19 protein-coding genes are annotated in these 24,355 nt (G+C 44.0%); 3 read left to right on the top strand and 16 right to left on the bottom strand.

Annotated elements, in window-relative coordinates; all coding sequences use genetic code 11:
* The 5 genes from M979_RS01540 to yedE form a co-directional block, all read right to left on the bottom strand.
* A partial coding sequence (locus tag M979_RS01540; protein WP_245164622.1) for a fimbria/pilus outer membrane usher protein occupies positions 1–1,096 on the bottom strand: 1,096 nt, incomplete at its 3' end.
* A 94-nt stretch (positions 1,097–1,190) separates the two neighbouring features.
* Complete coding sequence (locus M979_RS01535) at positions 1,191–1,733, bottom strand: fimbrial protein (protein ID WP_064553316.1); 543 nt, start codon at positions 1,731–1,733, stop codon at positions 1,191–1,193.
* A 68-nt stretch (positions 1,734–1,801) separates the two neighbouring features.
* Complete coding sequence (locus M979_RS01530) at positions 1,802–2,338, bottom strand: fimbrial protein (protein ID WP_034456767.1); 537 nt, start codon at positions 2,336–2,338, stop codon at positions 1,802–1,804.
* 829 nt (positions 2,339–3,167) lie between these two features.
* Positions 3,168–3,404 carry a sulfurtransferase-like selenium metabolism protein YedF gene (yedF, locus tag M979_RS01525; protein ID WP_064553313.1) on the bottom strand — a complete coding sequence of 79 codons (237 nt, stop codon included), beginning with the start codon at positions 3,402–3,404 and terminating at the stop codon, positions 3,168–3,170.
* Positions 3,401–4,612, bottom strand: coding sequence for a selenium metabolism membrane protein YedE/FdhT (gene yedE, locus M979_RS01520; RefSeq protein WP_064553311.1), 1,212 nt, complete (start codon positions 4,610–4,612; stop codon positions 3,401–3,403). Before yedE ends, yedF begins: the two co-directional genes overlap by 4 nt.
* Before the next feature lie 404 nt (positions 4,613–5,016).
* Here yedE and M979_RS01515 point away from each other — a divergent pair, with 404 nt between their 5' ends.
* Positions 5,017–5,685, top strand: a complete 669-nt coding sequence (locus M979_RS01515; protein WP_064553309.1) for a class I SAM-dependent methyltransferase — start codon at positions 5,017–5,019, stop codon at positions 5,683–5,685.
* 67 nt (positions 5,686–5,752) lie between these two features.
* On the opposite strand, the gene M979_RS01510 is transcribed toward M979_RS01515, so the two are convergent.
* The 5 genes from M979_RS01510 to M979_RS01490 all read right to left on the bottom strand — a co-directional run bounded on the left by M979_RS01510 (position 5,753) and on the right by M979_RS01490 (position 13,848).
* Positions 5,753–6,364, bottom strand: coding sequence for a helix-turn-helix domain-containing protein (locus M979_RS01510; RefSeq protein ID WP_064553307.1), 612 nt, complete (start codon positions 6,362–6,364; stop codon positions 5,753–5,755).
* A 30-nt stretch (positions 6,365–6,394) separates the two neighbouring features.
* Complete coding sequence (locus M979_RS01505) at positions 6,395–8,605, bottom strand: sensor domain-containing phosphodiesterase (RefSeq protein WP_064553305.1); 2,211 nt, start codon at positions 8,603–8,605, stop codon at positions 6,395–6,397.
* Between the two features lie 57 nt (positions 8,606–8,662).
* The gene (locus M979_RS01500) at positions 8,663–10,798 is read right to left on the bottom strand and encodes an EAL domain-containing protein (protein WP_034456774.1); all 2,136 of its coding nucleotides are present in this window, start codon (positions 10,796–10,798) and stop codon (positions 8,663–8,665) included.
* 803 nt (positions 10,799–11,601) lie between these two features.
* Positions 11,602–13,212 (bottom strand): FAD-NAD(P)-binding protein, encoded by a 1,611-nt coding sequence (locus tag M979_RS01495; RefSeq protein WP_064553303.1) that lies wholly within the window; start codon positions 13,210–13,212, stop codon positions 11,602–11,604.
* A gap of 54 nt (positions 13,213–13,266) precedes the next feature.
* Positions 13,267–13,848, bottom strand: a complete 582-nt coding sequence (locus M979_RS01490) for a sugar O-acetyltransferase (RefSeq protein WP_064553301.1) — start codon at positions 13,846–13,848, stop codon at positions 13,267–13,269.
* Between the two features lie 407 nt (positions 13,849–14,255).
* On the opposite strand from M979_RS01490, the gene M979_RS01485 reads away from it, so the two are divergent.
* Positions 14,256–15,680, top strand: a complete 1,425-nt coding sequence (locus M979_RS01485; protein ID WP_064553299.1) for a sugar porter family MFS transporter — start codon at positions 14,256–14,258, stop codon at positions 15,678–15,680.
* A 60-nt stretch (positions 15,681–15,740) separates the two neighbouring features.
* Here the strand turns inward: M979_RS01485 and M979_RS01480 are convergent, their stop codons facing one another.
* The 6 genes from M979_RS01480 to M979_RS01455 all read right to left on the bottom strand — a co-directional run bounded on the left by M979_RS01480 (position 15,741) and on the right by M979_RS01455 (position 22,555).
* Positions 15,741–17,144 (bottom strand): diguanylate cyclase, encoded by a 1,404-nt coding sequence (locus tag M979_RS01480; protein ID WP_064553297.1) that lies wholly within the window; start codon positions 17,142–17,144, stop codon positions 15,741–15,743.
* Positions 17,145–17,380: 236 nt separating this feature from the next.
* Positions 17,381–17,806 (bottom strand): ion channel, encoded by a 426-nt coding sequence (locus M979_RS01475; RefSeq protein ID WP_034456788.1) that lies wholly within the window; start codon positions 17,804–17,806, stop codon positions 17,381–17,383.
* 10 nt (positions 17,807–17,816) lie between these two features.
* Positions 17,817–18,830 carry a DUF2955 domain-containing protein gene (locus M979_RS01470; RefSeq protein WP_064553295.1) on the bottom strand — a complete coding sequence of 338 codons (1,014 nt, stop codon included), beginning with the start codon at positions 18,828–18,830 and terminating at the stop codon, positions 17,817–17,819.
* Positions 18,831–18,838: 8 nt separating this feature from the next.
* The gene (locus M979_RS01465; protein WP_064553293.1) at positions 18,839–19,933 is read right to left on the bottom strand and encodes an HlyD family secretion protein; all 1,095 of its coding nucleotides are present in this window, start codon (positions 19,931–19,933) and stop codon (positions 18,839–18,841) included.
* The gene (locus M979_RS01460) at positions 19,930–21,453 is read right to left on the bottom strand and encodes an efflux transporter outer membrane subunit (protein WP_064553291.1); all 1,524 of its coding nucleotides are present in this window, start codon (positions 21,451–21,453) and stop codon (positions 19,930–19,932) included. The genes M979_RS01465 and M979_RS01460 overlap by 4 nt, the downstream gene beginning before the upstream one ends.
* Positions 21,443–22,555 (bottom strand): AI-2E family transporter, encoded by a 1,113-nt coding sequence (locus M979_RS01455; protein WP_064553288.1) that lies wholly within the window; start codon positions 22,553–22,555, stop codon positions 21,443–21,445. Before M979_RS01455 ends, M979_RS01460 begins: the two co-directional genes overlap by 11 nt.
* A gap of 822 nt (positions 22,556–23,377) precedes the next feature.
* Between M979_RS01455 and M979_RS01450 the strand changes: the two genes are divergently transcribed.
* On the top strand, positions 23,378–24,241 hold the full coding sequence (locus M979_RS01450) for a MurR/RpiR family transcriptional regulator (protein WP_064553286.1): 864 nt from the start codon (positions 23,378–23,380) through the stop codon (positions 24,239–24,241).
* Positions 24,242–24,355 lie beyond the last annotated feature (114 nt).

Genomic DNA, 24,355 nt, shown 5'->3' with positions numbered 1-24,355 from the left:
ATAAATCACCTGTATAGAAAATCTTACCTTCAGCCCGGTGTTGATATTGCAGAGCTTGACCGACTGACGTGTTATAGCGAATATAACCCGGACGTGTAAGATAAGGAATGGATGCGGTATTTACCTGGAATGTTGATACGCTCCCATTTTGCTCTTCTACTCTTACATCCAAAGTACCACGTACAGCGCTGCGTAAATCCTGGATATTAAATGGGCCAGCAGGCACTGTTGTTTCATAAATAACATGGCCATCCTGGCTAATCGTGACTTTAGCGTTACTTTTTGCTATTCCACGGACTTCGGGCGCATAGCCTTGTAAATCAGGCGGCAGCATTCTTTCATCACTGGCCATATTAGCCCCAATAAATCTGAAGCTATCAAATACTTGTGAGTTTAAATAATTTTCACCAACGGTTAATTTGGCAGCCATGGTAGGTAACGGGCGAAAAGCATAAATACGGGTCCAGTCAAAATTGCCTTCAGAGAAATTTGACTGATATTCACTACGAAAACGCCACGCGCCAAGGTTAACACCGGCTTGCCCATACGCTGAGGCACTCCCGCGGCTCTCATTGTAATCCAGTTGTTTGGATTGTTGCCCACTGACACTGTAATCAAAAATCAACCCATTCACGCCATCATCCCAGCGTTCAGGCGGTACCCAGTCAGGATCTGAATATTTCATCCACGCTTGAGGCATCGTTATATCCAGAATACCTTCGTGATTATTGATTTCTGTACCGGGAATAGTTGATATATCAAAACAGGATGCATTTATTGTTTTAATTTTTTTGAGAGCATCTTCTTTTAACGCCAACGACTTAACTAAATCTTCAGATAAACAAGCTACAGAGCTTTTACTATCTTCCGGCGAAATAATATACGTTATCGTCTGCTGCGGTAATGGTTGATTATTCACCTTAACATCAAGTAAATAAGAACCTGGTAAGATGTAGTTAGCCTCAGAAAAACGATTGAGATCAACGTTATCTCGGTCTTCTGCATCTAACACCGCGTAGTTGAATTCAACGGACTTACCTGCGATGACACATTGAGAATAGCAAAGCAAGGCAATTTGTATTGCCAGCGCTTTCATTTTCACCTTACATGAGAAGATCATATTATTACTCTGCGTATTTATCGTTTCCTGAATTTTCAGGCCATCAGATACCATTGCTTATGGTCAATCCTTAGATGTATGCCATATATATTCGCAACGTCGCATGGAACAAGCTTTCTTGTGACCGATTTTCCTTTGAAACCAATAACAGCTGTAAATTTATATTATTATCTTCATCAATAAATTGATAATCGGGTGAGGACTTACCAAATTCAACCAAAGTGCCATATTTGGGTTCAAGACTAATCCCTAGTGCTTTATTATCAGTATTACCAACCTTACTATGGTTACTGACACCTTCACTGACAAATGTAATCTCGGCGTTATGGTAATAGATCGCAGGCGAAACCTCGCTTCTGAGTGAGCAATCAATCAAGTGAATATGCAGAGCCTGGGCTGATAAAATATTTTTATTATTCGTTATGAGCTCTTTCTTATCTAACACAGAATCTGCGGGTTGATAATTTTTTTCATTATCTATTGCACAAGTAGATTCAATTATTTCACCAGATACTTTCATCCTCCCTGGAGTACTAATTTGAATAGTGTCAGCTTGTGCAAAATCGGCCAGAAATAATCCGGTCAGTAGACAAAACCAAACCCATCTATTCATAGTTCCCTCCGCTCATTTTCATTGCAGAAAAAACGCAGGAGATCCCTGCGTTTATGCCAGCACAGAGATTACTGATAGTCGATCTGGAAATTAATTTCAGACTGGAAAGTACCAGGAGTTACAGTAGTAGAAGCTGTATCAGCTTTTACATATGCAACGAATGGAATGTGGTTGGTGCCATTAACCAATGTTACCGGAGAAGAAGCATGTCCCCATACAACTGGCTGGTTACCATTATCAATCAAACCGATACCAGCACCTTTGGCAGTACCAGAAGTAAATGCAGCTAATGCTGAGTTATCTACGTCAACCGTGTTAGGCGTATATGTTACTTTTGCAGTTTTAGCTGTCGTAGTATCACAATCCTGCAGCTCAATTTCTTTATGAACATTGCCAGCTTGCTTATTTTTAGCCAATGCAGATGTTGGAATCTGACCAAAATCAACAGTGACTGGGCTTGATGACGCTGCTAAACCACATGCAGATTCAACTAACTCACCCTTTAACTGGATTACACCATTAGTAGGAGCAACAACTGCGAATGCAGATGCAGATGTAATACCAGCAGCGATAACTGCAGCCATTGCGAATTTATTAAGCTTCATACAATTTCCTTGCAAATTAATATTTGGCGTCAAACCTGCACTAAAGCAATTAATTGAACACCCAAGAGAAATTTTATTTCCCCACTCATTATTATCTTCACAATCCATTGTTTAAAACATCCAGTAAAGCGAGGCGCATATTAATTGCATTTAAGGAATATAAAAATCTACTTTTTTTAATGTGTAGGTTTTTCCGAGGTAACACTAATTGTTAAACCTGATTATCCGGTATCAAATAATTTATCTAGAAAACCATTCTATCGCTAATGTAATTAAGAAAACCAATGTTAATTTGCGAGGGTAATTATCACAACCAAGAAAACACAATAAAGCAATAAGAAAACCATTTATAATCTTTAATTTAAATAAAATAGCATTAGCGCAACAACCATATAACAAGAAATCATTTAAATAAATAAATAGAGTCCAATTGTTTCCTTGATTACTATAATTGACGAATTAAATATATAGTAATCATGATTATCATATATTTAATATTTATCAAATAAAGCTAATATCTCATTGTAAAAATGCTATAGGCGACTCAAAAACTGACTTATTTTTTATAATTTTTTGCAGTGAATCTGCTTTTGTCATTACAAAATAAATAGTGTTCTAAAGAGCTAATCACCTGCTTTCAAGTTGTTGTAAGCGGCCTCAGATGTTCCCGCCTCGTGGCAGACATCTTCGAGGGACTTCAGAACATCGATGATATGTTGTTCGGTGAATTGAGCTTTAGATATGTCGGAAGTGCTCTAAAAAAGAATGGGCAGGTTGCTGCGGGATACTAATAAAGCAAGGGTTACCCCTTGCTTTAGTTATTCAGCATTCAGCGCTGAATTAAATAACGGATTGTTGGGCCATCTTGCTGTATATCCAACACGATGTAGCCGTGGTTTTGTGCATCTAATGGGATATTGTTGATGGACTGCGGGCAGTCGCTAACCACTTCAAGAATTTGGCCCTTTGCTAATTGCGGCATGGCTTCCAGCGTAGCCACTGCGGGGTAAGGACAGGGTTCGCCCACCATATCCAGGCGGAAATCAGGTATATAATTGTGGCTCATACATTCTCCTTAAGCGGCTGGTTAAGCAGATTTTTACGACGGAAGAAATGTTTTTCCCAGCCGATAACCAGTAAAAATGCTGCCAGCAAGAGTAGATAGGTAACCAGTAATCCACCGAGTGGGCCAAAGGTGTTCAACAGATTGACTTTGTCCCAGCCAGTAGCGAGCGCGGGGGAAAGAGCGTCCCAGTAGTACGCCAGAATGGTGGAACCAATCACATTCCCCAGCCCAACCCACCAATAATGAACTTGTCCTTCCACGGCGCGATACATCCAGCCCGTTTCGCAACCGCCAGCCAGCACAATCCCAAAACCAAACAGTAACCCACCTATGACAGCATTGGGGCCAGCCCACATAATTTTTGGGGCAACGCCAAGCTGAACATAGCTGAAAATTCCCACTGCGCTGACCGCCATACCCAGAATAATCGCTTTTGCCATATGAGTACGCCCGGTTATCCACATATCCCGGAATGCCGAGGTAAAGCAGATTTGCGCACGCTCGATGAGCAAGCCAAAAGCGACACCAAACAGCATAGCAATACCGAGTTTTGGTTGATTCATTGCGGTAAGCACACCCCAGCCCACCATTCCTACGAACACCATCATGCCAATGCGGAAACGGCGTTGTGCTTGCCCTGGATTCTGAGTGAGTGGTGAAGCGGCTGAAACTTTTTGCAGTTTGACAGGGATGCGGAACATGGGCAGAAGAGTGAATTTCGCACCGAACCATGATCCTATCGCGGTCGCTAAGGCAAAGAACCAGGCATGCAAAGAAAACTGAGGGATACCCGTAAAGAATGCAGCCAGATTACAGCCCATAGCCAGACGTGCGCCAAATCCTGCAATAATGCCACCCAGAACGGCCTGGATAATGCGAATACGATGTTGTGGTAGGCGTAATTTCACGTTATTTGCCCACAGCGCAGCAGCAAAACAACCGCCAAACATACCGATAATCATCATGCCGTCAATTCGGGTAAGGGGGTTGCCATCAAGATGAATAAGTTTGAAATATCCCCATTCTTCGGTATGAACCCCAGCTAATTGAAGGAGTTGCCCACCCCAGCGGGTAAATTCCCCCGTAACTGCCCAGAATGTTCCTGTCAGGCCGAAATAATAAGTTGAAAGAATACCAGCCGCGATAACTGCGGGCATAGGAGCCCAGAATTTAACCAGATAATTTAGTTTGAATTGTTGCCAGGACATTTTTTCGCCTCTGAACTCAGAAGGTGAGTAACATAATAAGAGGCAGCAATATAAAACTTTTATTCTGTTCCCAACACTCTCCGCAAATTTTTCAGCAAAATACTGCTATTTTTAATGACCTTCATCAAGTAAAAGTACCTCGCTTCGAATCCTGGAAGGGCAAAATTTAGCCAGGTGCAAACGCATGATGCCACCCCATTCTAAGTAAGCTGTCAGCCGGGCCTTCTATCAAACGCATTTGTTTTGATTAGCTTTTCCACCTTCTAAAAATCTCCTTTATTAGACTATTCACAACCAAAGCAATCCAGATCAAATTTCAAGAGATCACCGTTGTACACAGAGTGCCAATTTAGAGATAGTACCATCAACGTATCCTGTAATTAATTGGAAAAACGGTGGTTATGATGAATATCTATGAAGAGCAATATCAACTATTAAAGCAAAATGGCGCGCAGGCATGGGCTGGTGAAGGTTATAAGAGAGCTCATCAACAATTAGGTGTCATTCTGCAAGAATTAGAACAACGTAATATCCTCCCCTCCCCCGGAGCTTCATTTCTGGAGTTAGGTTGTGGAAATGGTGCTATGTCTTCTCAATATATGGCAGAGAGAGGCTATGAAGTATCTGGTGTTGATATTTCACAAACTGCAATTGAGTGGGCTAAAGAGCGATTTTTAACTCTGGGACTTAAAGGAATTTTTATCCAGGGCGATGTCTGTAATCTTCAGCAGTTCAAAGCAGATTCATATGATGTCATTTTTGATGGCAGTTGCTTTCATTGCCTTATTGGTAAACAGCGTGAGTTATGCCTTGCAGAAATAAGGCGCCTGGTAAAACCAGAAGGTATCGCTGTAATTAGTACAATGACAGGAAAACCGAAAGATCCTGAAAACTTAAAAGATTTTGATAGCGATAACTATCATTTAATGAGAAATGGTCAACCATGGCGAACATTAAAACCTATTACGCTGCTGGAAGAAGAGATCAGCGTTCAGGGGTTTTCAATTATTTATACCCATCTGAATCATAACCCTTGGTGGGATCATGCGACTATATGCTGTAAGCCAAATTAAGTATTATTTTTCCGTAGTAGAAATTATTACCGCCTGATACCCTCTTTACGATGGCTAGTGATAAAAATCAAGCCATTTCATTTAACTCAATCAATTTCCCGCGATAAAACTTTATATCACCTGAATCTTCTAACTCTCTGACTACTTTTTGAATGGCACTCCTCGATATATTATTTCTGGATAATATGAAATTGTATACAGACGTTGTGTATCGTTCAGATTCATCTAAAGCCCAAATTTCCTTTAAATGTTCAACAACGATCTCCCTGGCCGATGATTTATGAATCAGTTTTCCTTTAGGCATGCAAATATATAGATAATTTCTGATTATAAAAAAAGCATCTTGCCATAAGTTTTTTTCTGTAAATAAATCAAACGCAATATTCGAATCAAGGATCCACATAGAACATTCACTTTTACACTGAATGAAATGTGTCAACCCAATATCATGTATATGCCCCAGTCCAATAACTGCGGGGGCTTTAATAGAGTTAGTCAATAGCCCATCTTCAATACGGTGAATAGTAACAACGCCCGACTTAAGGAATGCGACCTGATTATCCTGAATGAGCTCTATATGCTGCCCCTTTTTTCTAACCGCAAAAAATGCATGTTTACATTTTTCTATCTCTTCGCCGACTACTTTAACTGAGCGTCCGACATCCGATCGATAGTTCATATTATAACCGCCCTATTAATATATTTTTGATTAATTTATTACTTGTTCAATTGGTACAGGCTTACCTGTATGGTATCCCTGTAGCCAATCCACACCCATTCTTATGAGTTCTTGCTTGATCTCTTCATTTTCCACAAATTCGGCAACAACCTGCATTTTTTTAATTTTTGCGACGGTGCAGAATGATCTCACCAAAAAGTGATTTAAGTCGTCATGAAGGATCTTGCGGATAAATGAACCATCTATCTTAAGGATATCAGCATCTATTTCTTCAAGGCGAGAATAGCTGGAACAGCCTGTGCCAAAGTCATCAATGGCTATCTTGCAACCAAGACTGCGCATCTTCTCAAGCTTTAAAGCAGCTACCTGAGTATCAATGATGTCCGTTTCGACAATTTCAAAAATAATTCTGTGCGGCGATATTTGATACTTCTTAAATAACATAGTCAGTTGGTCAATAAAATGAATGTGATGCAGTGTGCGCGGTGCTAAATTAATACTAAACTTGCTCTCAGATTTAGATTCATCAAGTGACTGTATAAATCTAAATGTTTGTTCAATAACGGTCATATCTAGTTGGGCAAGGATGCCTGCCTGCGCTGCAATTGGTAGAAATGCGTCAGGGAATAACAGCTTTCCATTTTTGTTTCTGATACGGATCAGAACTTCATGATAATATGAATCTGTGCGTGATGAGATTATTGGCTGAGCCATAAGTATAAACGACTGGTTATCTACAGCACTTTGGAGCTCACTCCGTATATTGTCATTACTCGTTATGTTACTTCCCACACTCAAACACTCTTTATCATCCCAGGTCACCATCACCGGAACTTCACTATTTAGAGATTCCGCGGCGACAGCAGACAATTTACCGACAATCATTAATAAATTATATTTTTCTGGCAAACTCTGCATATAAGTCAGCCCAGAATTAATACCAAATATGTTTTTCCCATACGAAAAACGGTACACCTTAACTAATGAATAGATATCCTGAATATGTTTTTTGTCAGGTGTGCCAAGTCGAATATAGAGGCCGTAACCGGGTTGATAATATATATCTTCATTATCCTGAAGATGAGGAAGAAGATAAGCAGCCAATGATTTAACGAACATAAATCTAATACTAAGACCATGCGTTTGCGTCAAAGACCAAAGCTCAGGGCAATGGATTAAAGCAAGCCCTGATCCTGGATAATCAATAAGAGATTTCTTGAGTGCATAAACATTAGGCAGGCCAGTATAATACTCCGTCTGCATGAGCCTGGTGATCTTTTTGATATATGAGCGATTACTTGAAACCAGTACCCCGGATAAAACCAACGAAAATGACACAACTAATATTGTGGCAGAGGCCGTAGTCAAAGGTTCAAGTTTTTCCAGTTCACTACCGGAGTAATTATAATTTAAATAACCTACACTGTGGAATCCTAGCAGAATTAAAATAGCACTCCAGATCGGAACAATAAAAGAATGACCAATAGTTACTGTTCCCCAAACCATTATCGGAAGTAACAATATCAAACCATACCCTGTAAATAATAGAAATATATGCTTAGTTGATAGTAAGCAATACATGATGCCTATGAGAGAGCATAGCCATAAAATCCGATAGATTATAGGTGAGCCTGAGAGTATTATTTTACTTTGTTCATTAACATATCGTAAACACCATGCAGTATTACTTATACATCTGAGAATCAGATAACAGAACGGCACCCCAGTAAGACATGATGTCAGCACCCATTGAGTGTTAATCAAGTTTTTGGTGGTAAAGAAGTCGCCATAAAGAACTTCATCAAAATGAAATAAAAACAATATTAACTGATGAATACACTCAAACATTACAGAATTAAAAACAACTAACCAGCCGATCCGCTGAAATCTTAATTTGTAGCGCCCAAAGCTGACTGCACCTTTGCTGCCAACAGAAATAAAATATATCAGACAACTGATTGTGGCAGACAATAACTGTGAATAAACAGTGAGATTTTGCAACACTGATTGAGTGTTTAAAGTATAGATAAAAAGCAACCCGAGCGCAGGTATAGCTCTGACGCCATATAAAACCAGCAGTGCTGTAAACAAGGGTAGTCGAAGATCATAGAATGTCAGAGCAAACCCATCTACTTCAGCACTACTCGTCAGTAAACTAAAGACATGATAAAACAGAAACAACAAGACAGTCGCTTCAATCATGCGTTTAGTCGTATTTCTGGTCTCTGCACTTATTTGCATTAAAAAACTTCCATCTTTCAATATATAAAAAACATCCGTGTGAGATTAAGGCTCTAATTAACATGATGATGTTAATTGAAGTTCCTTTTCATAGGTTGAAATCTTATTAGAGCAATGATGGTTTTCTTTCAGCACCTGACATAATTTCTCTACCGGCAACGGACGCCAGAAAAGGAATCCTTGTGCAAGTTCGATTCCAACAGAGCAAACCTGGGCAAGTTCCTGGTCGGTTTCAATCCCTTCAATAAGAACCTGCCGCAGCTCATCTTCAGTTTCAACACCTTCAATAACAAGATTGCAGTGCGTGAGTCGGCACAGCCTGGTGACTTGTTTTAAAAATTGAAGCCCGCCATTTTCAGAAAGCCCCTGCACAAGTGAACGATCAAGCTTTATCTTGTCGAGTGGATAACGTGTCAGATAATTTAATGTTGAGTACCCTGCCCCAAAGTCATCAAGAGCAATACGAATCCCCATTGATTTTAATTTTGTCAGCACCGAGGTTACATTAACCGGGTCGATAACAGCTTGCGACTCGGTGATTTCCATCTCAAGAGTCCAACCTGGAGGTAAAGGTTTATCCAGCACTTGGGATATGACTTTAAATAGTCTCTTGTCTAATAGTGTTTGTGCCGAGACATTGACCGACAGTGTCATTTCATTAAATTCTTGAAGATGATGATGTAGATAGTTAACAGACTGCTCAATAACCCAGAAATCTATATCAGCCATCGCGTTGAGGCGATCATAGTATTGCAGGAAAATGGGTGGTGTAATTTTCCCATCTTCACCCTGATGGCGGATTAATGCCTCAACACCAATAATCCGACGGTCGGAAATCCGTACCTGAGGCTGAAAATAGAGAATGAAATGACCACTAGATTGTAATTGTTGCACATTGTTTAGTGCCTCCAGATAAGATTTTTCTTCTGACTGAAGCGTATGCCCTGGAACCAGGTCCAAATTTGTCGGGGGTAAAAACAAATTAAACTCAGGCGTTTTTGTTTTGCTAATAGACCATTTTCTAACAAAGGGTGTGTAGATAAGCGCGCTTATCCCAATAATAACGATATTCAATACAATAGCTGAGACCGATCCCCCGGTAGCAAGCCAGGTGCTCAAAATAGGTGGCACACTCCAGTTCACCGCTTCAGAAACAGGTGGCACCAGATGCCAGACCGTTGCTGTGTAGGCTATCGTATAGGAAACAGCCGGCACCAGAACAAATGGGATAATCAGCAAGGGATTCATGACTATCGGCAAGCCAAAGATCAGTGGTTCATTCACATTAAATAGTGACAATGGAAGCGACAAACCAAGCATATGCCGATGCGGTGATTTTTTATTCAACAGTATGCACAACAGCATTCCCAGGGTGTTCCCTGTGCCACCCATCGTGCACCAGATATTATAAAAAACGGGGCTAATGACATTTAGCTGTGCTTGTCCCGCATGCCAGGCTGCAATATTGCTATTCATATCGGCAATAAATCCGGCATCAATATCCGCACAGATAAAATATCCATGAATTCCAAAGAACCACGGTATGCAGCGCAGAACAATATATATGAGTCCATCTACAAAGTTATCAGGGTAAGAGTGCAGTAGCGTTTGAGATATTACGGGGAAGACTGAAAGATATATGGAATGAGCCAGCACGCCAATAATCAGTGTCACAAAGGTGATGATGAGTACAGAACCGAAGAAAAGAGCCGATGTTTTTCGGCTTTTACTTTTCAGGAAATGAATTGAATCGACTAATGCTATGGCCTTTTCCAGCAAAAAATTGACTGTGATGCCGGAAAGTAATGCCAAGGGAACAGTTATATCAAAGAAGAAAAGCTTGTCATTACTGATAACCCTGCTAATAAATAGCAAGCTACATAAATTAATGGTCAGAAAGTGGATAACTGAATAGCGATTACGAATTGCCCAATGCAAGGCCATAAAGGCATTTATTGCGATCGGCATAAAGTCTGTAAGCGTTTCTTGTAGCTGGAACAGCTGTACAGAAAAACTCCCCCATCCCAACTGGTTACAGACAATTGAGCTCACGAGAAGTAGCGCACGGATGATGGCAAAGGGAACAATAGCTAATGAGCTTGCAACAATAGATTTTATAATTCGGTTATTAAATAACAAAATCCTACTGTTATTGAGCTGATAAATAAAAGTGTTCTGAAACCATGTACTCATCTCAAAAATACTCTTTTTTGGACATTTATTGCCTGGCTGGCAACTATATTTATAAATATTATGAATATTTCCAACCACGGAAATTAATTTACTAACTTTAATTCATCAGAGTTTCTTATTAATTCGTGTTACTGGAAAGATGCATATATTTTACTGCTTATGATGCAACCAACCTCACATACCATGAGGGAGTTAGCGTGAAAGCCATTAGCATGCTTAATATATAAACACAGATCGATATAAACGATCAATAAATTAATTTCGATAGATTTAATCAATAGGTCACATAGATCATTCACCAACAATAGATCGATAAAACCTATCAGATTGTTTAGTTATATGATTAAGTTTTAATGAAATGTTAATTTGCCTTACGATGTTTTTTTAATTACAGAAAATTAAAATAGAATATTTTTTTGCATAATTTAAGAGTGAAAACATGCGATATAACGAACAGGCGAATAATAAACAAACAACAATGTAAGTGTTTGTTACTATTGTTTATTTGGAATGAATATAGCGTCTAACCAGAAAGCCTTGATGGTTAGCATCAATTTATTGTAACAATGAATTAGTTTATAACCCCTGACCTGGCGATCACGAAAGTTGTGTGATTACCGTTATCTGTTTAATTGGCTTACCAGCTCGTGGTGGTACCAGGTATTTTCCACAGAAGGGTCTATGGGCAGGAAAATACGCATCATTAAAAAATGGTTTCGTCGCTATGGCCCATTTCAGCCAATGTTTGAGATGCGTATAGATGATATTCAGGGGCTGCCGACATAGCAGCCCTTACTTTAAAATTACCCATCCGAAAACGGTAATCGCCTGCGCGTATTAGGCGCTGACTCAAATATCCCCTTAGCCATAGCTTCTCCTATTTCCGCACAGACAGTCAGCCCCTGAACAAAGGGTTGATCGTGCATCAGATAAGGTATCGCCCCAAAAGCAATGCGCCCACGTACAGATTCCGGTTGTAGTAATGTGTAGTCCTCACCGACATCGGGAATATCATCGCCGCCAGACTCGAGCTGTTTTCGTAAAGCAGGAAACGGTAGATCTTTGGTCTTAAGCGGCTTTTGCCCTCGGGCATCAATAAAAACGTCAAACTTATAAACATTTTGCCCGACGGAAATCTCCGTCTGTTGCTCTTTTACATCCATCTTATAATCCGGCCCGAGCGTAAGGACGCTGATTATCCCGGCCTCACGTAACGCCAGTAAACGTCGAATTGATTGCGATGGTATTGCAGCGTAATTATCGATGAACACTCGTGCAAGTCCCACGTTAAAACGTTCCCGATCCTGCTCGTCCAGATAAGGCACAATCGGCTGGACGGCTTCATGTAAGCGAAGAATCACGTAACGCCAGGGAACCGTTCGCTTGTCGCGCTTATTGCGTTCAACTTCATAAAGATTGGCTTCAGCCCAGTGAAACGGGTCGTTCATTTTCCTGTCAGCAAACCAGGCCCTAGCAAAACTATCGGCATCCAGAGTATTAAGCGCCAGATGTTTGCTCCAGGCCGGGTCAGCACATTCAATTTCCTCAACCATCAGGCCGAAAACCCGATTGAGAAGACCATCGGCTCCTGCTGAAATTTCGTGATCAATCGCCTCTTGCGTCACGATAGTTAATGGCTCGTAAGGAATTGGACAGTAAAAATCAGCTTCCGGCAAAATACCCGTTCGGGACATAAGCACAATGCGAAGCTTTTCGCTCCCCTCATCGAGATCGAAATGGATTTGCTCTCGCTCTGATTCAACAAACTCGCCATGCTGGATGACCACTGCCATTGCGGCATCCAGAGCACTCAGCGATGTCCCCATAATTCCAACCTTACACGCGCCTATTTTGGCCTCCATCAGCCCTGACCATGGGCTTGGGAAAAAGGTGCGAGTCGACTTCTCCTCATCAGGCCAGACGTGCCCGGTGGCAATCACGGCGAGATCAAACAACGCAGGCGAAGGTTCGCCTTCCGCCCACAGTTTTACACCCTCGTTAGTCGCTTCCAGATCGGTGACCTGGCAAGATTCATGGACCTCCACATCGAACCCTTGCTCTTTTGCCTGAACAACCAGCTCCAGAAACTGATCGCGGAAGTACTCGCCAAGAAGAATACGCGGTAAAAACTGTCTGATATGAAGTGAGTCATGGCGAACACCATAACGCGCCAGATGATCTTCACTTTGGCTGCGCAACCAGCCGATGTAGGTCGAAAAAATAGGCGGGATTTCGATGCTGGCAATATTGGCCAGCATCATTCGGGAGTTTTCTTCATCACTGTAAGGCATACCAACCCCTGCCTCACTCCCCTGCTCATAGACAAAAATGGAGAGGGGCACTTGCTTCTTAAGAAGGGAGAAAAGAGTGTAAATGCCCGTAGGGCCCGCGCCGACAATAGCGATTCTTTTCATCAATCTGCACCCACCGTTGTTATAAAGTCTTCCATCTCTCTGTTGAGATTAGGCTCATTCAACGGATTCTGGCAATTTATCGGCCAAACAAATTCGTTTTACCTGGCATGGGTTACCTGCAGCAATGACTCCGGCAGGAATATCATGTTTCACTACGCTTCCAGCACCTATAGTGCTGCCTTTACCAATAGTGACACCCGGCAAAATAATAGATCCCCCACCGATCCATACATCATCACCAATTATGACCGGACGTGCGCTGCCAATATGTTGGTTTCGCATCTCAGGATCCAGTGGGTGCTGAGCGGTATAAATTTGTACATCAGGAGCAATAAATACGTTATTACCAATCGTCACTGGCGCACAATCCAGGAGCACAAAATTGAAATTAATAAATACATTATTACCAATATGGGTATTACAGCCGTAATCAATCCGCATCCCTTTTTCGAAATGAACATTCTCGCCAACACTGCCAAATATTGTGCGGATTAGCCTCTCTTTCTCAGTAACTGCACGGGCGTTCAACGCATTAAACTCATCAACGATATCGCGTACCCGGTAACGAATTTCACGTAACTCTGGGTCGTTAATATTATAATTTTCACCACTCACCATTTTGCTAAATTCACGCATTCTCAACTCCTCACAGGCTGTTGATATTGTTAAATCATACTTTTTAGCGCTGATAAATAACGACCTTCCGCAAACTACATAGTCAGCATAAACGTCAATATATTCAGTTGGTTCTTACAACACCGAAAAGCAGAACAAAATTTATCCATACTGTTTTTTTGTATCGCTATGGTCCCACCTGATAAAAACATCTAAAAAACCAAAACATCTTATTGTTATTTATATACTTACCTTGCTATTCACTGAATTTATCAATTATGTCGCACTCATCACACAAATGATCACCACAGCAAAATAATCCATATATCTGCCTGCCCGGAGTCAGACGCTTTCTGAAAAGATCTTATACAGTGCAGTCATTCGTTTTCGGAAACTACATTGAGCTTGCGGGATTTTGGAGATTTATTATGTCTAATGAAGTACTGCCTGGTTACCCCAGTCACCTCAATACCAGAGCGCGCGACTCGCGCCGAATGACACTGTTTGTTTCCGTTTCTGCGGCGGTGGCGGGCCTGTTATTTGGACTTGATATCGGAGTGATTTCTGGTGCTTTACCCTTTATTACTCAGCACTTTACTTTAAATAGCCAACAGCAAGAGTGGGTTGTGAGTACCATGATGCTAGGCGCGGCAATAGGTGCACTCGCAAACGGCTGGCTATCATCTGCGTTGGGTCGCAAATATAGTCTTATGGCAGGAGCGATATTATTTATTATCGGCTCACTCGGCTCAGCCCTGGCGCCAACGGTTGAAATATTGATGATCTCACGCGTCGTCCTTGGAATGGCTGTGGGGATTGCTTCATACACCGCTCCTCTATATCTCTCCGAAATGGCAACGGAAGATATTCGTGGGAAAATGATCAGCATGTATCAGCTGATGGTGACTCTGGGTATTTTGCTGGCGTTCTTATCAGATACGGCCCTGAGCTACAGCGGCGACTGGCGAATGATGCTTGGCATACTGGCAATTCCGGCATCCCTGCTGCTGATTCTGGTCGTCTTTTTGCCTAATAGCCCACGTTGGCTGGCAGCTAAAGGGCGCCATATTGAAGCCGAAGAAGTATTAAGCAAATTGCGAGACACTTCCGAGAAGGCGCGCCAGGAATTGCAGGATATCCGTGAAAGCCTCAAGTTAAAACAGCACGGTTGGGAACTGTTCAAAATGAACAGCAATGTGCGCCGCGCCGTATTCCTGGGCATGTTGTTGCAAGCGATGCAGCAGTTCACCGGCATGAATATCATTATGTATTACGCACCAAAAATCTTTGAAATGGCGGGTTTCACAACCACGCATGAACAGATGATGGCAACCATTGTTGTCGGCCTGACGTTTATGCTCGCCACCTTCATTGCTATTTTCATGGTCGATAAAGCAGGACGTAAACCAGCACTGAAAATTGGTTTTAGCGTTATGGCTGTTGGTACGCTGGTGTTAGGTTACTGCCTGATGCAGTTTGATAATGGCAATGCTTCAGAAGGTTTGTCTTACCTGTCGGTAGGTATGACTATGATGTGTATCGCAGGTTATGCGATGAGTGCCGCACCTGTAGTTTGGATTCTGTGCTCCGAAATTCAGCCGCTGAAAAGCCGTGATTTTGGGATTACCTGTTCAACCACCACTAACTGGGTGTCGAACATGATAATTGGTGCAACGTTCCTGAGCCTGTTAGATGCAGTAGGCCCGGCGGCCACATTCTGGTTGTATACCGCACTTAATATTGCATTTATTGGCGTTACGTTCTGGCTAATTCCAGAAACAAAAAATGTCACGCTCGAACACATTGAGAAGAAACTGATGGCAGGTGAAAAGCTGCGTCATATTGGACAGTAACTCCGCCAGAGCAATAAACCCTGACCTCATCAGTCAGGGTTTATCTATTTCACCTGGCAATTAAAGTGAGTTATCCATACCGAATGGGTAACTCTCAATACAATTGCGACCATTATTTTTTGCCTGATATAACATTTTATCTGCTTTATTAATAAGTCGCTGGTAGTCAGGATGGTTATCAAACTCGACCAAACCTGCACTGATGGTGACATTAAATGAAGTGTCCACATCGACTTCAATCTTCTGGCTGGCAATATAATTGCGCAGGCGCTCCGTCAAGAGTTGAGCCTGAGACAGTGTCGTCTCCACCAGCAATAACATAAATTCTTCACCACCGTAGCGGAAGACATAATCACTACTGCGTGCATACTCATGTAACCACACCGCAATACTTTTGAGAGTGCTATCACCAACGGCGTGACCATAGTTATCATTGATTTTTTTGAAGTAATCTATGTCCAATAAAGCGATTGTAAAAGGCTTACCGGAACTAATGGATAATGCGATCTCACGTCTCATAATCGTCGGGATAAAGCGACGAGTGAGTAGTTTGGTCATTGGATCTTTACCATTCTCACTTTTCACTATCTCTTCAAATATAGAGCTAAGAATCATATTAACCTGTTCAATATCTTGCCTTAACAGGCGTAACAGATGAATACGACTAAAAGTATTTGATGATTCATTTGCAAACTCAGTGGTAATAAGCCTGTCTATTTTTTGGATCAGAGAGTCGATTTTTTTAATTAAATCAGGTTGCCTGAAAATATGCTGGCCTTTATGAGAAAACCATAGCCCAAATTCAGAATCACTGAGTAGCACACGCTCTTCAAAAGGCAATTCGGTCGCAATGTTATAAATAAACTGATTTTCCCAATCTTTCAAAGCACCTAACTGACGTTCACGTTCAACGCTCATATCATCATAAACCGTCAGCAGGCGAAAATGCTCTTGATCGTGCATCATTTTCTGATGTGATGGCGTAAAAGCAACAGTCATGACTTCAATTGCCGAATCAATTGCCATGCCACTGAAAAATATAGCATCGCTGATTTCTTTTTCTGAGAGTAGCGGTTTATTTAGTAGCAATTGAAACAGCTCATACTTGAGCTTTCTGGCGCCACGGGCGACAAGATCGATAGGCAGACCAATACGAGCGTGAACCTCACCAACATTTCGCTGATGAGTAATTAACTCAGATAAATCTTCACACGAACTACCCAGCACTTTTCGCAACCAGTTGTTCATACTGGCGCTAAGTCTCTCCTCTACTTGAGCGGTGCTAAGAAATAACTTTGCCTTCTCATCCTGCAACATATATTGATAATACGCATCAACCAGTTGCCAGACCTCCTGATCACTAAGGTTCATAAGGATCTGATGAGTTGCAGTATTTGTATTATTAATTAACAACTGCCACTCATTTTTAATAATATCGTAATTAAGAGGTTGGATGTTTTTCATAAGTGTAACATTTATTCTTCGCGAGATATTAATTCTATTAAGGAATTCCCAAGTGTTCTGAATATTATATCAACCTCTTTTTTTTGTATAATATTATCCTTTCCAGGTATATATAATATCCTTTTTTAAACTCACCACATTTCAACAAGCTCAACTGTTTTAAATGCGTCAATTCTACTGCCATCGAACCCAGTATTGCCGCAATACCAAAAAACCTGGTGCCAGATAAAAATAGATTACTTAAAACTCCCCAACTGCTTGCGGATATGGTGCTGTAGCACTGCCAGCATGCTGGCACCAGACAACCCAATCATCAGCGCACCATTCACCGCTTCGAGTGGGCCAAGCAGCTTCCATTTCGTACTCATCACGATATCGCCATAACCTAACGTGGCAAAATTAACGCCAGAGTGATAAACAGCCTCTTGCAACGAAGAAAACTCTCCCAGCCACAGAAACAAAATTCCCCACAGCATGATTTGCAGCAGATTACCCAGCAATACAATGATGATGATGCCGAACAACGCCAGTACGCCATACAACATCCCTTCCCTCTGGTGAAAACGCTTGATGTAAAAGCGAATGCACCAAATAGACATAAGTGATTGCAGCAACATATTGCACAGAATGACAGGCATCCCAGTAATCAAGACCAACAACATTTTAACCCCCTTAATCGGTTTCGGCAGTTGGACGACCAGCCAACTGCCAGCGTTCAAACAGCACCACACATGCCCAGCCATACAGGGCAACAGCAACATATAGAGAACAGCGCATCAGCGATGCCAGCCAGACATCTTTGCCAGAAGCACTGTCCTGAATTGCTGGGCCAAACAGAATCAGGCAGGTGACCCAGGCATTACTCCAGAAAGAGGGGGTAAATCGGCTAACCGCTAATCGAACCAAACGTCGCGCAACCCAAAGACTAACGAGAGCCATCCAGAGCACCAGCATCAGGAATGAAGGCCAGATGCTAAGCCCAAACCACAGCACCACCGCCAACAGCGCTCCCATCAGCGTCGATAGCACCAACTCTTTCCCGACCTGTTTTGCCGCAAGCGTGTTGGTTTGCTGTGCCAGCATCACCGTTTTCATCACCGCCGGGATATAAAACGCAGGGTTGCTTAACGCTAACAACCACACCGGTAATACAATAAGCACCGCACGTAACGCCAGCTGGTGTGGAGATTGGGGAGGCAGCAGCACCTTAACTGCTGAAGCAGGGGTTGCCTGCGGCGGGAACAGCACTAACGCAAACCGGTTAACCACCGTACCAATGATGATGCCAAGCCCCATCATTTGGGCAATACCGATAGCAAGTGACTGCTCAATAAGTCCGGCAATCGGAATGATGGTAATGGCCGTCGTCAGTAGCATGGCCTGAGTCCCCTTCCCTCTAAGCCCCATCAACATCAGCAGGTAAAGCAGTAGCGCCGTAAACAGCAATGCAGGAAACGGGTAGTGCGTCAGTAAAGGCACCATCAGCACGCCACCAATCATGGTCATCGTCAGCACTAAGCCAACAATCATCCCCTTTTTGATAGGCAAAGGTTTCCCCTGACACAACACAATCCAGGCCATAATGCAGCCCAAATGCGGCATCGGTAGAGCAAGGCCGTAGCAGACCAGAGCCGCAATGGCCGATCCCACTCCCATTCTCAGTACCGCACGATCCCCGTTATGCATGGCCTACCTCAGTAGATATACGAGAACCAGCTCATCAGTCGTATGTAGATGCTTCCGAAGAAGCTCATTACGCCTGCACCATTGGCATAGACCAATACATCCGCCTGCCCACCGACCCGTAAGTTTTTAACCGGAGGGAAATCGTCTTTAACAAAGGCAATTTTTACCGGGAACCGCTGAGCCTGACGTAACCAGTCACGGCTATTATCGACCGTAGGCAGAACACCCGCAGGCTGGCTCTGTGTTGCACTTACGCCATAACTAATACTGCGCACCTGACCTTTGAAAATATGCCCCGGCATGCTGTCGAGCAATATGGCAACTTCATCACCGATATTCACATTGCCGATGTTATTTTCAGTCATATCCGCGCTAATCCAGACATCGTTTATCGCCACCAGCGTCATAACGGGAGCTCCCGCACCAAGAAACTGGCCGATGTCAGTTCGCAGATCCGTCACCAGCCCGCGGTTAGTCGCAACGACTACGGTATTTTTCCGGTCCAGTTCGGCTTTTTGCACCGCAGAGCGAGCGCTCAGCAGCTGTGAGTTATTTTCCCCGGAAATGCCCGCCGCTTCCGTCGCTCGGCGCACATCAGCGGCGGCTGCGGCCATCTGGCTACGCGCTGTTTCCCGCGTGGCTTGTGCCACTTCAAGGCGACGAACTGAGATGGTGCCAGGATCTTCACGATACAAACGCTCCTGGCGTTCGGCGTCTTTAGCCGCATTTTGATAAGCGGCTATCGCCGCCTGTAAACCTGCTTTGGCCGCGGCAATGGTTTCATTATTGGCTTTGACCGAACTGAGCACCGTTTCATAGTCTGAGCGAGCCTTAGCCAGCGCGATGTCATAAGGTTCGGGATCAAGCTCAAACAGCTTATCCCCCGGCGAGACTTCCTGATTATCGCGGACATAGACCTTTTGGATTTGCCCTCCCACTTCCGCAGCAATAGGGATAACAAATGCCTGAATCCTTGCCTGAGAGGTATAAGGCGTGAGGCGGTCCGCCGCCAAATACCAGCAAAGCAACAAAATAATGACCACGAGGAGACCTATCACTCCACGTCGACTGGCTTGTCCCGCCGGAGATGAGGATTCTGTCATTGCTGTTTACCTTCTTTGGGTGACGTTGCTGATGGCAAAGGGGCATCCAATAAAGGCACCCAGTTATCACGCTGGCGTAAATGAGCATCGGTTTGCTTATCAACCAGCGGGCGCTCACGCCCTTTCTCCCAACCACCGCCCAGAGCCTTATAGAGCGTAATCAGATCGCGCATCAGCGCACCACGGCTATTCACTAGCCGCTCCTGTTGATTGAACAAGGCTCTTTGTGAATCCAGTACACGCTGGAAGTCAGCCATGCCCTCACGATATTGGGTGTTGGCGATTTCCAAAGAACGGTTTGCCGCTTGCCCAGTTTGGATCAGCAGATCGATCTCTTGTTTGTCATTGGCGTAAGCCACTGCTGCATCATCCACTTCACGTGCGGCCTGAAATACCGTATCCCGGTAGCGTTCATGCAGTTGCAGGAACCGCGCATCTTGTACCAGCACCTGGTTACCCAACCGCCCTTGATCAAGCAAGTTCCAGCTGAATGTCGGCCCCGCCGCCCAGGACAGCGTGCTGCTACCGCCATTTCGGGCGCTAATTCCCACGCTGCCGATAAGAGAAATAGACGGATAGAGTTCAGTTTCTGCCACGCCTATTAAGGCTGACTGTGCAGCTAATTGCCTTTCAGCCACGCGTACATCAGGTCGACGGCGCAGCAAATCTGCAGGCAATTCCGACACCAGCGCGAGATTGCCCTTCGGAAGAACTCCTGTGTTATCGACCATTTCGGGTAACGGGCCTGGTTTTCGCGCCAGCAGCACGCTCAATGCGTTCTGGCTCTGACGCAGGCTGGTTTCCAATTGAGGAATACTTGAAAGTGTTGATAGATATTGAGTTCTCGCCTGCTGTACATCCAGCTCAGCACTGTTGCCGCTGAGGAATAAACGTTCTGTGATTTGCAGGCTGCGCTGCTGAATCTTGGCGTTACTACGAGTAATTTGCAGGCGCGCTTCAAGCGTACGGATATTCACATACAGCTGTGCGACTTGTGCCGCCATCAGCACCTGAATATCGTCATATTGCGCAAGAGTTGCGAAGTAACTCGCATCGGCAGATTCGACACCACGTTTGAACTTGCCCCAGAAATCAATTTCCCATCCCAGGTTAAATCCTGCGCCGTAGTTGGTGCTGGTAATGTAACGGTCATCATGTAGTTGACCGCCAGTAACGACTTGCCCATCGCCAATAGTTGCCTGAGGTGAGAGTAAGCTTTCTGCAATCCCCAACTGTGCACGTGACTCCAGCAGGCGTAGACCGGCAATTTTAACGTCAGGGTTTTTCCGCAAGGCCTCGTTGACGAGCATGGTAAGCGTCGGGTCATTAAGCTGTATCCACCACTGGTCATAACTGCTCTGGGATGTACCAGATACCATACTCTTCGCCACCGGCTGCCATTGCGTCAGCTCCGGAACTTGCGGGGTTTGATAGTCGGGTCCCAGAGTGGTACACGCGCTCAAGACCAGGCTTGCGCCCCCTGTTACCAGCAGACGCCTGAATCTGTCTTCACAGAGCATCTTGCCCGCTCAACGTCGGACCAGACGGACCTTCTTTAACCCAGGCCATGAAGATTCGATAGCCAATAGAAAGCAAGGTCGCGCCAATAAACATGCCGAGAATACCATTGGTCGCCATACCTCCCAACGCCCCCAACAGCACGACAGGCATTGGCACATCTACACCGCGCCCCAACAACAAAGGTTTGAGTACGTTGTCCGCCATACCGGCAATAATCAGCAGAACAGTGAAAATGATATTCAGCACCGTTCCGTTGTCGCCCGTCATCCACATAATCGCGATGGCCGGGGCAGTAACCAGTATCACCGGAACCTGGGCAATACCCAGAATCAGAGCCAGAACGAAGAAGATCCCTACGGCAGGAATACCAGCGAACGCCATCACGATACCGGCCAGCAACGCCTGAATGAAGGCAACACCAATGACCCCCATAGCAACTGCACGAATAGTATTGGTGCAGAGTTTTGTCAGGGCTGGGCCTTTTCTCTCATCGGTGATACGTGTGGCGATATTTGTGGCACTTGCTGCGCCCGAAGCGCCCCAGGCCATCATGATACCGGCGACGATAAAGGAGAATACAAAGCCAATCAAACCACCACTCATGCTTGCCAGAATGGTGATAACCTGGCGGGTAATATCCCCAAGCTGCGGGCCATAGCTTTTAACTAAGGCCGGTAAATCTGTCGCGGCCTTCATCCACACTACATAGATTTTTTCGCCCACAATGGGTATTGCCGCCAGGCGATTTGAAGGCTGCGGGATGACCAGGCTATCGCTGGTGACTTTCGTAATAAGAGCACTGACGCTATCACCCAGGGAGCTAATCATCGCGATGGTAGGTACAACGATGAGTAACACACCCAGCAACACCAGTAAGGTCGCAGCCCATCCCTGTTTATTCCCCATACGCGCCGCAAAACGTTGATGAAGCGGATAGAGAGTCACCGCCAGAATAAGTGCCCACAGCAGCATATTCATAAAAGGTGAAATAACAGTAAAACAGAAGGAGGCTAGTGCGAGGATGAGACCAAATTTGATGAACATATCCAGAAATCTGGCAACCAATCTTTTCTCAGCTAAGGGGGTATCATTAATTTCCATGATGCAGTTATTCCAGGTGATAGAGACTACGTGACTATCCAGGCCTTGAGTATTAATGGCCGGGACAGCAGATCGCTGGCATTGCATTTAAAAAAATAGATTGCGCCCAGTAATATAAACCCGTTGGTTTTTATTAACTATTTTGATAATAGAACAAACAGACATTACTGCAAAAATGGCACAAAAGGGGCAGCAGCCAGGCTTACCATCTAAAAACAAACATAAAAAAATAATCTATATAGCGACATTCTATTTTCGATAGCATTTTCCATAAAAATACAAATAAAAAATCAGAACTTAGCACTGCTAAAAACCATATGTGCAATTGAAAATGTCACAATAGCGATTGCGACACCTCACTCACCGATGAAAGCATCACCAGAAACGAACGAAAAGACATTACCCCCCAACATCATTGCGGGTGATATTTCTTCTACAGAGTAATTACTTCGGGGGATACCTAAGTATTAAACCAGTCTTATTAGCACACAACAAAATGGTTTTTTGTTTATTTTTAACAAAGACTATTTAACTTAATGTGAATAATTGCGATATCAAGATAGCGAACCGCTAATAATTAATTGCAAGCCATTAATAATACGAGTTCATATCTAAAAAAATGCCACTATTATCCTGCAAACTATTTTCACAGAAACAGTAGCCAGGCAGCATTAATCTAACAACGGCAAAATAATAACCTTGCCTCGGGTGAGGATAAATACCATCCCCTTAAACCTCAGTTGAACTCAGGCTAATCCCACAACAAATGATTTTTGTGGTACAAAGTACCAACAATTTTTAACCATTTCCTTCGGATGCGCCATGTCTGTTTCCATCGATATTATTTCCTGTATCACCGATCGTTTTGTGGAGCTGACCACGACAGAAAAGCGTATTGCACAATTTATTCTTGATGATGTGCAATCAGCGACTACCTTGTCGATTTCAGAAATGGCGCGGCTTACCGATACCAGCCAGGCGTCGATCACCCGTTTTGCACGTGCAATTGGCTGCAAAGATGTCCGCGAGCTAAAAGTGAAACTTGCCCAGTCGCTGGCGGTCGGGCAACGCTTTATTCTGGATGTGCCTGACCTCGAAGGTGTGCAGGGTATCTACGAAACTATCATTAATGTGCTGGATATTAACCGCCGGGCGCTGAACCCAGAATCGCTGAAAAAAGCGGTGGAATTATTGAGCGGCACACGCCAGATTCTGGCAATCGGAATGGGTGGCGGCTCGACGATTTGTGCGCAGGAAGTACAGTTCCGTCTGTTCCGGCTTGGCCTTCCGGTGGTCAGCCAGAGCGATGGTCTGCTGGTAAGAATGATGTGTTCTTCTGTTGCGCCCAACGATGTGGTGCTTGCGCTTTCGCTGGGCGGCTACACGCCGGAAATCATTGAAAGCGCAGCTATTGCCCGGCAGTACGGCGCAAAAGTTATCGCCATCACGCCGCAAGATTCGCCGCTGGCAGAAAATGCGGATATCGTGCTGCCGCTGATCGTGCGTGAAAATGACTACATCTTTAAGCCGAGCACTTCCCGCTACGCGATGTTAGCGATGGTGGATGTGTTAGCAACCGAGCTTGCAATGGCGAATAAAAACCAGGCCAAAGACCGCCTGCGCCGCATTAAGCTGGCGCTGGACAGCCACCGCGGCGGCGTGGATCGGCAGCCGTTGGGGGATTAGGTGTGCGCCCTCACGGACCCCACCCTGCCTCCCCTGGCAAGTGCTGTCTCTTATCGAGATCTCAATCTGGTTATTTTTTCAGGGCGAGATCTGTAAGGTGCAGAGGTTTTCCGT

Source organism: Buttiauxella noackiae ATCC 51607 (genome assembly GCF_001654865.1).
Classification (GTDB): Bacteria; Pseudomonadota; Gammaproteobacteria; order Enterobacterales; family Enterobacteriaceae; genus Buttiauxella; species Buttiauxella noackiae.
The sequence above is the reverse complement of the archived record's forward strand: the minus strand, read 5'-3'. Positions and strand labels throughout refer to the sequence as shown.

Bases quoted from the DNA above. Each gene is read 5' to 3' on its own strand.
- M979_RS01460 (WP_064553291.1), bottom strand. From the start codon at position 21,453: ATGCTCTGTGAAGACAGATTCAGGCGTCTGCTGGTAACAGGGGGCGCA.
- M979_RS01495 (WP_064553303.1), bottom strand. From the start codon at position 13,212: ATGAAAAGAATCGCTATTGTCGGCGCGGGCCCTACGGGCATTTACACT.
- M979_RS01485 (WP_064553299.1), top strand. From the start codon at position 14,256: ATGTCTAATGAAGTACTGCCTGGTTACCCCAGTCACCTCAATACCAGA.
- M979_RS01450 (WP_064553286.1), top strand. From the start codon at position 23,378: ATGTCTGTTTCCATCGATATTATTTCCTGTATCACCGATCGTTTTGTG.
- M979_RS01510 (WP_064553307.1), bottom strand. From the start codon at position 6,364: ATGAACTATCGATCGGATGTCGGACGCTCAGTTAAAGTAGTCGGCGAA.
- yedF (WP_064553313.1), bottom strand. From the start codon at position 3,404: ATGAGCCACAATTATATACCTGATTTCCGCCTGGATATGGTGGGCGAA.
- M979_RS01475 (WP_034456788.1), bottom strand. From the start codon at position 17,806: ATGTTGTTGGTCTTGATTACTGGGATGCCTGTCATTCTGTGCAATATG.
- M979_RS01455 (WP_064553288.1), bottom strand. From the start codon at position 22,555: ATGGAAATTAATGATACCCCCTTAGCTGAGAAAAGATTGGTTGCCAGA.
- M979_RS01505 (WP_064553305.1), bottom strand. From the start codon at position 8,605: ATGCAAATAAGTGCAGAGACCAGAAATACGACTAAACGCATGATTGAA.
- M979_RS01490 (WP_064553301.1), bottom strand. From the start codon at position 13,848: ATGCGTGAATTTAGCAAAATGGTGAGTGGTGAAAATTATAATATTAAC.
- M979_RS01500 (WP_034456774.1), bottom strand. From the start codon at position 10,798: ATGAGTACATGGTTTCAGAACACTTTTATTTATCAGCTCAATAACAGT.
- M979_RS01535 (WP_064553316.1), bottom strand. From the start codon at position 1,733: ATGAATAGATGGGTTTGGTTTTGTCTACTGACCGGATTATTTCTGGCC.
- yedE (WP_064553311.1), bottom strand. From the start codon at position 4,612: ATGTCCTGGCAACAATTCAAACTAAATTATCTGGTTAAATTCTGGGCT.
- M979_RS01470 (WP_064553295.1), bottom strand. From the start codon at position 18,830: ATGCATAACGGGGATCGTGCGGTACTGAGAATGGGAGTGGGATCGGCC.
- M979_RS01515 (WP_064553309.1), top strand. From the start codon at position 5,017: ATGAATATCTATGAAGAGCAATATCAACTATTAAAGCAAAATGGCGCG.
- M979_RS01480 (WP_064553297.1), bottom strand. From the start codon at position 17,144: ATGAAAAACATCCAACCTCTTAATTACGATATTATTAAAAATGAGTGG.
- M979_RS01465 (WP_064553293.1), bottom strand. From the start codon at position 19,933: ATGACAGAATCCTCATCTCCGGCGGGACAAGCCAGTCGACGTGGAGTG.
- M979_RS01530 (WP_034456767.1), bottom strand. From the start codon at position 2,338: ATGAAGCTTAATAAATTCGCAATGGCTGCAGTTATCGCTGCTGGTATT.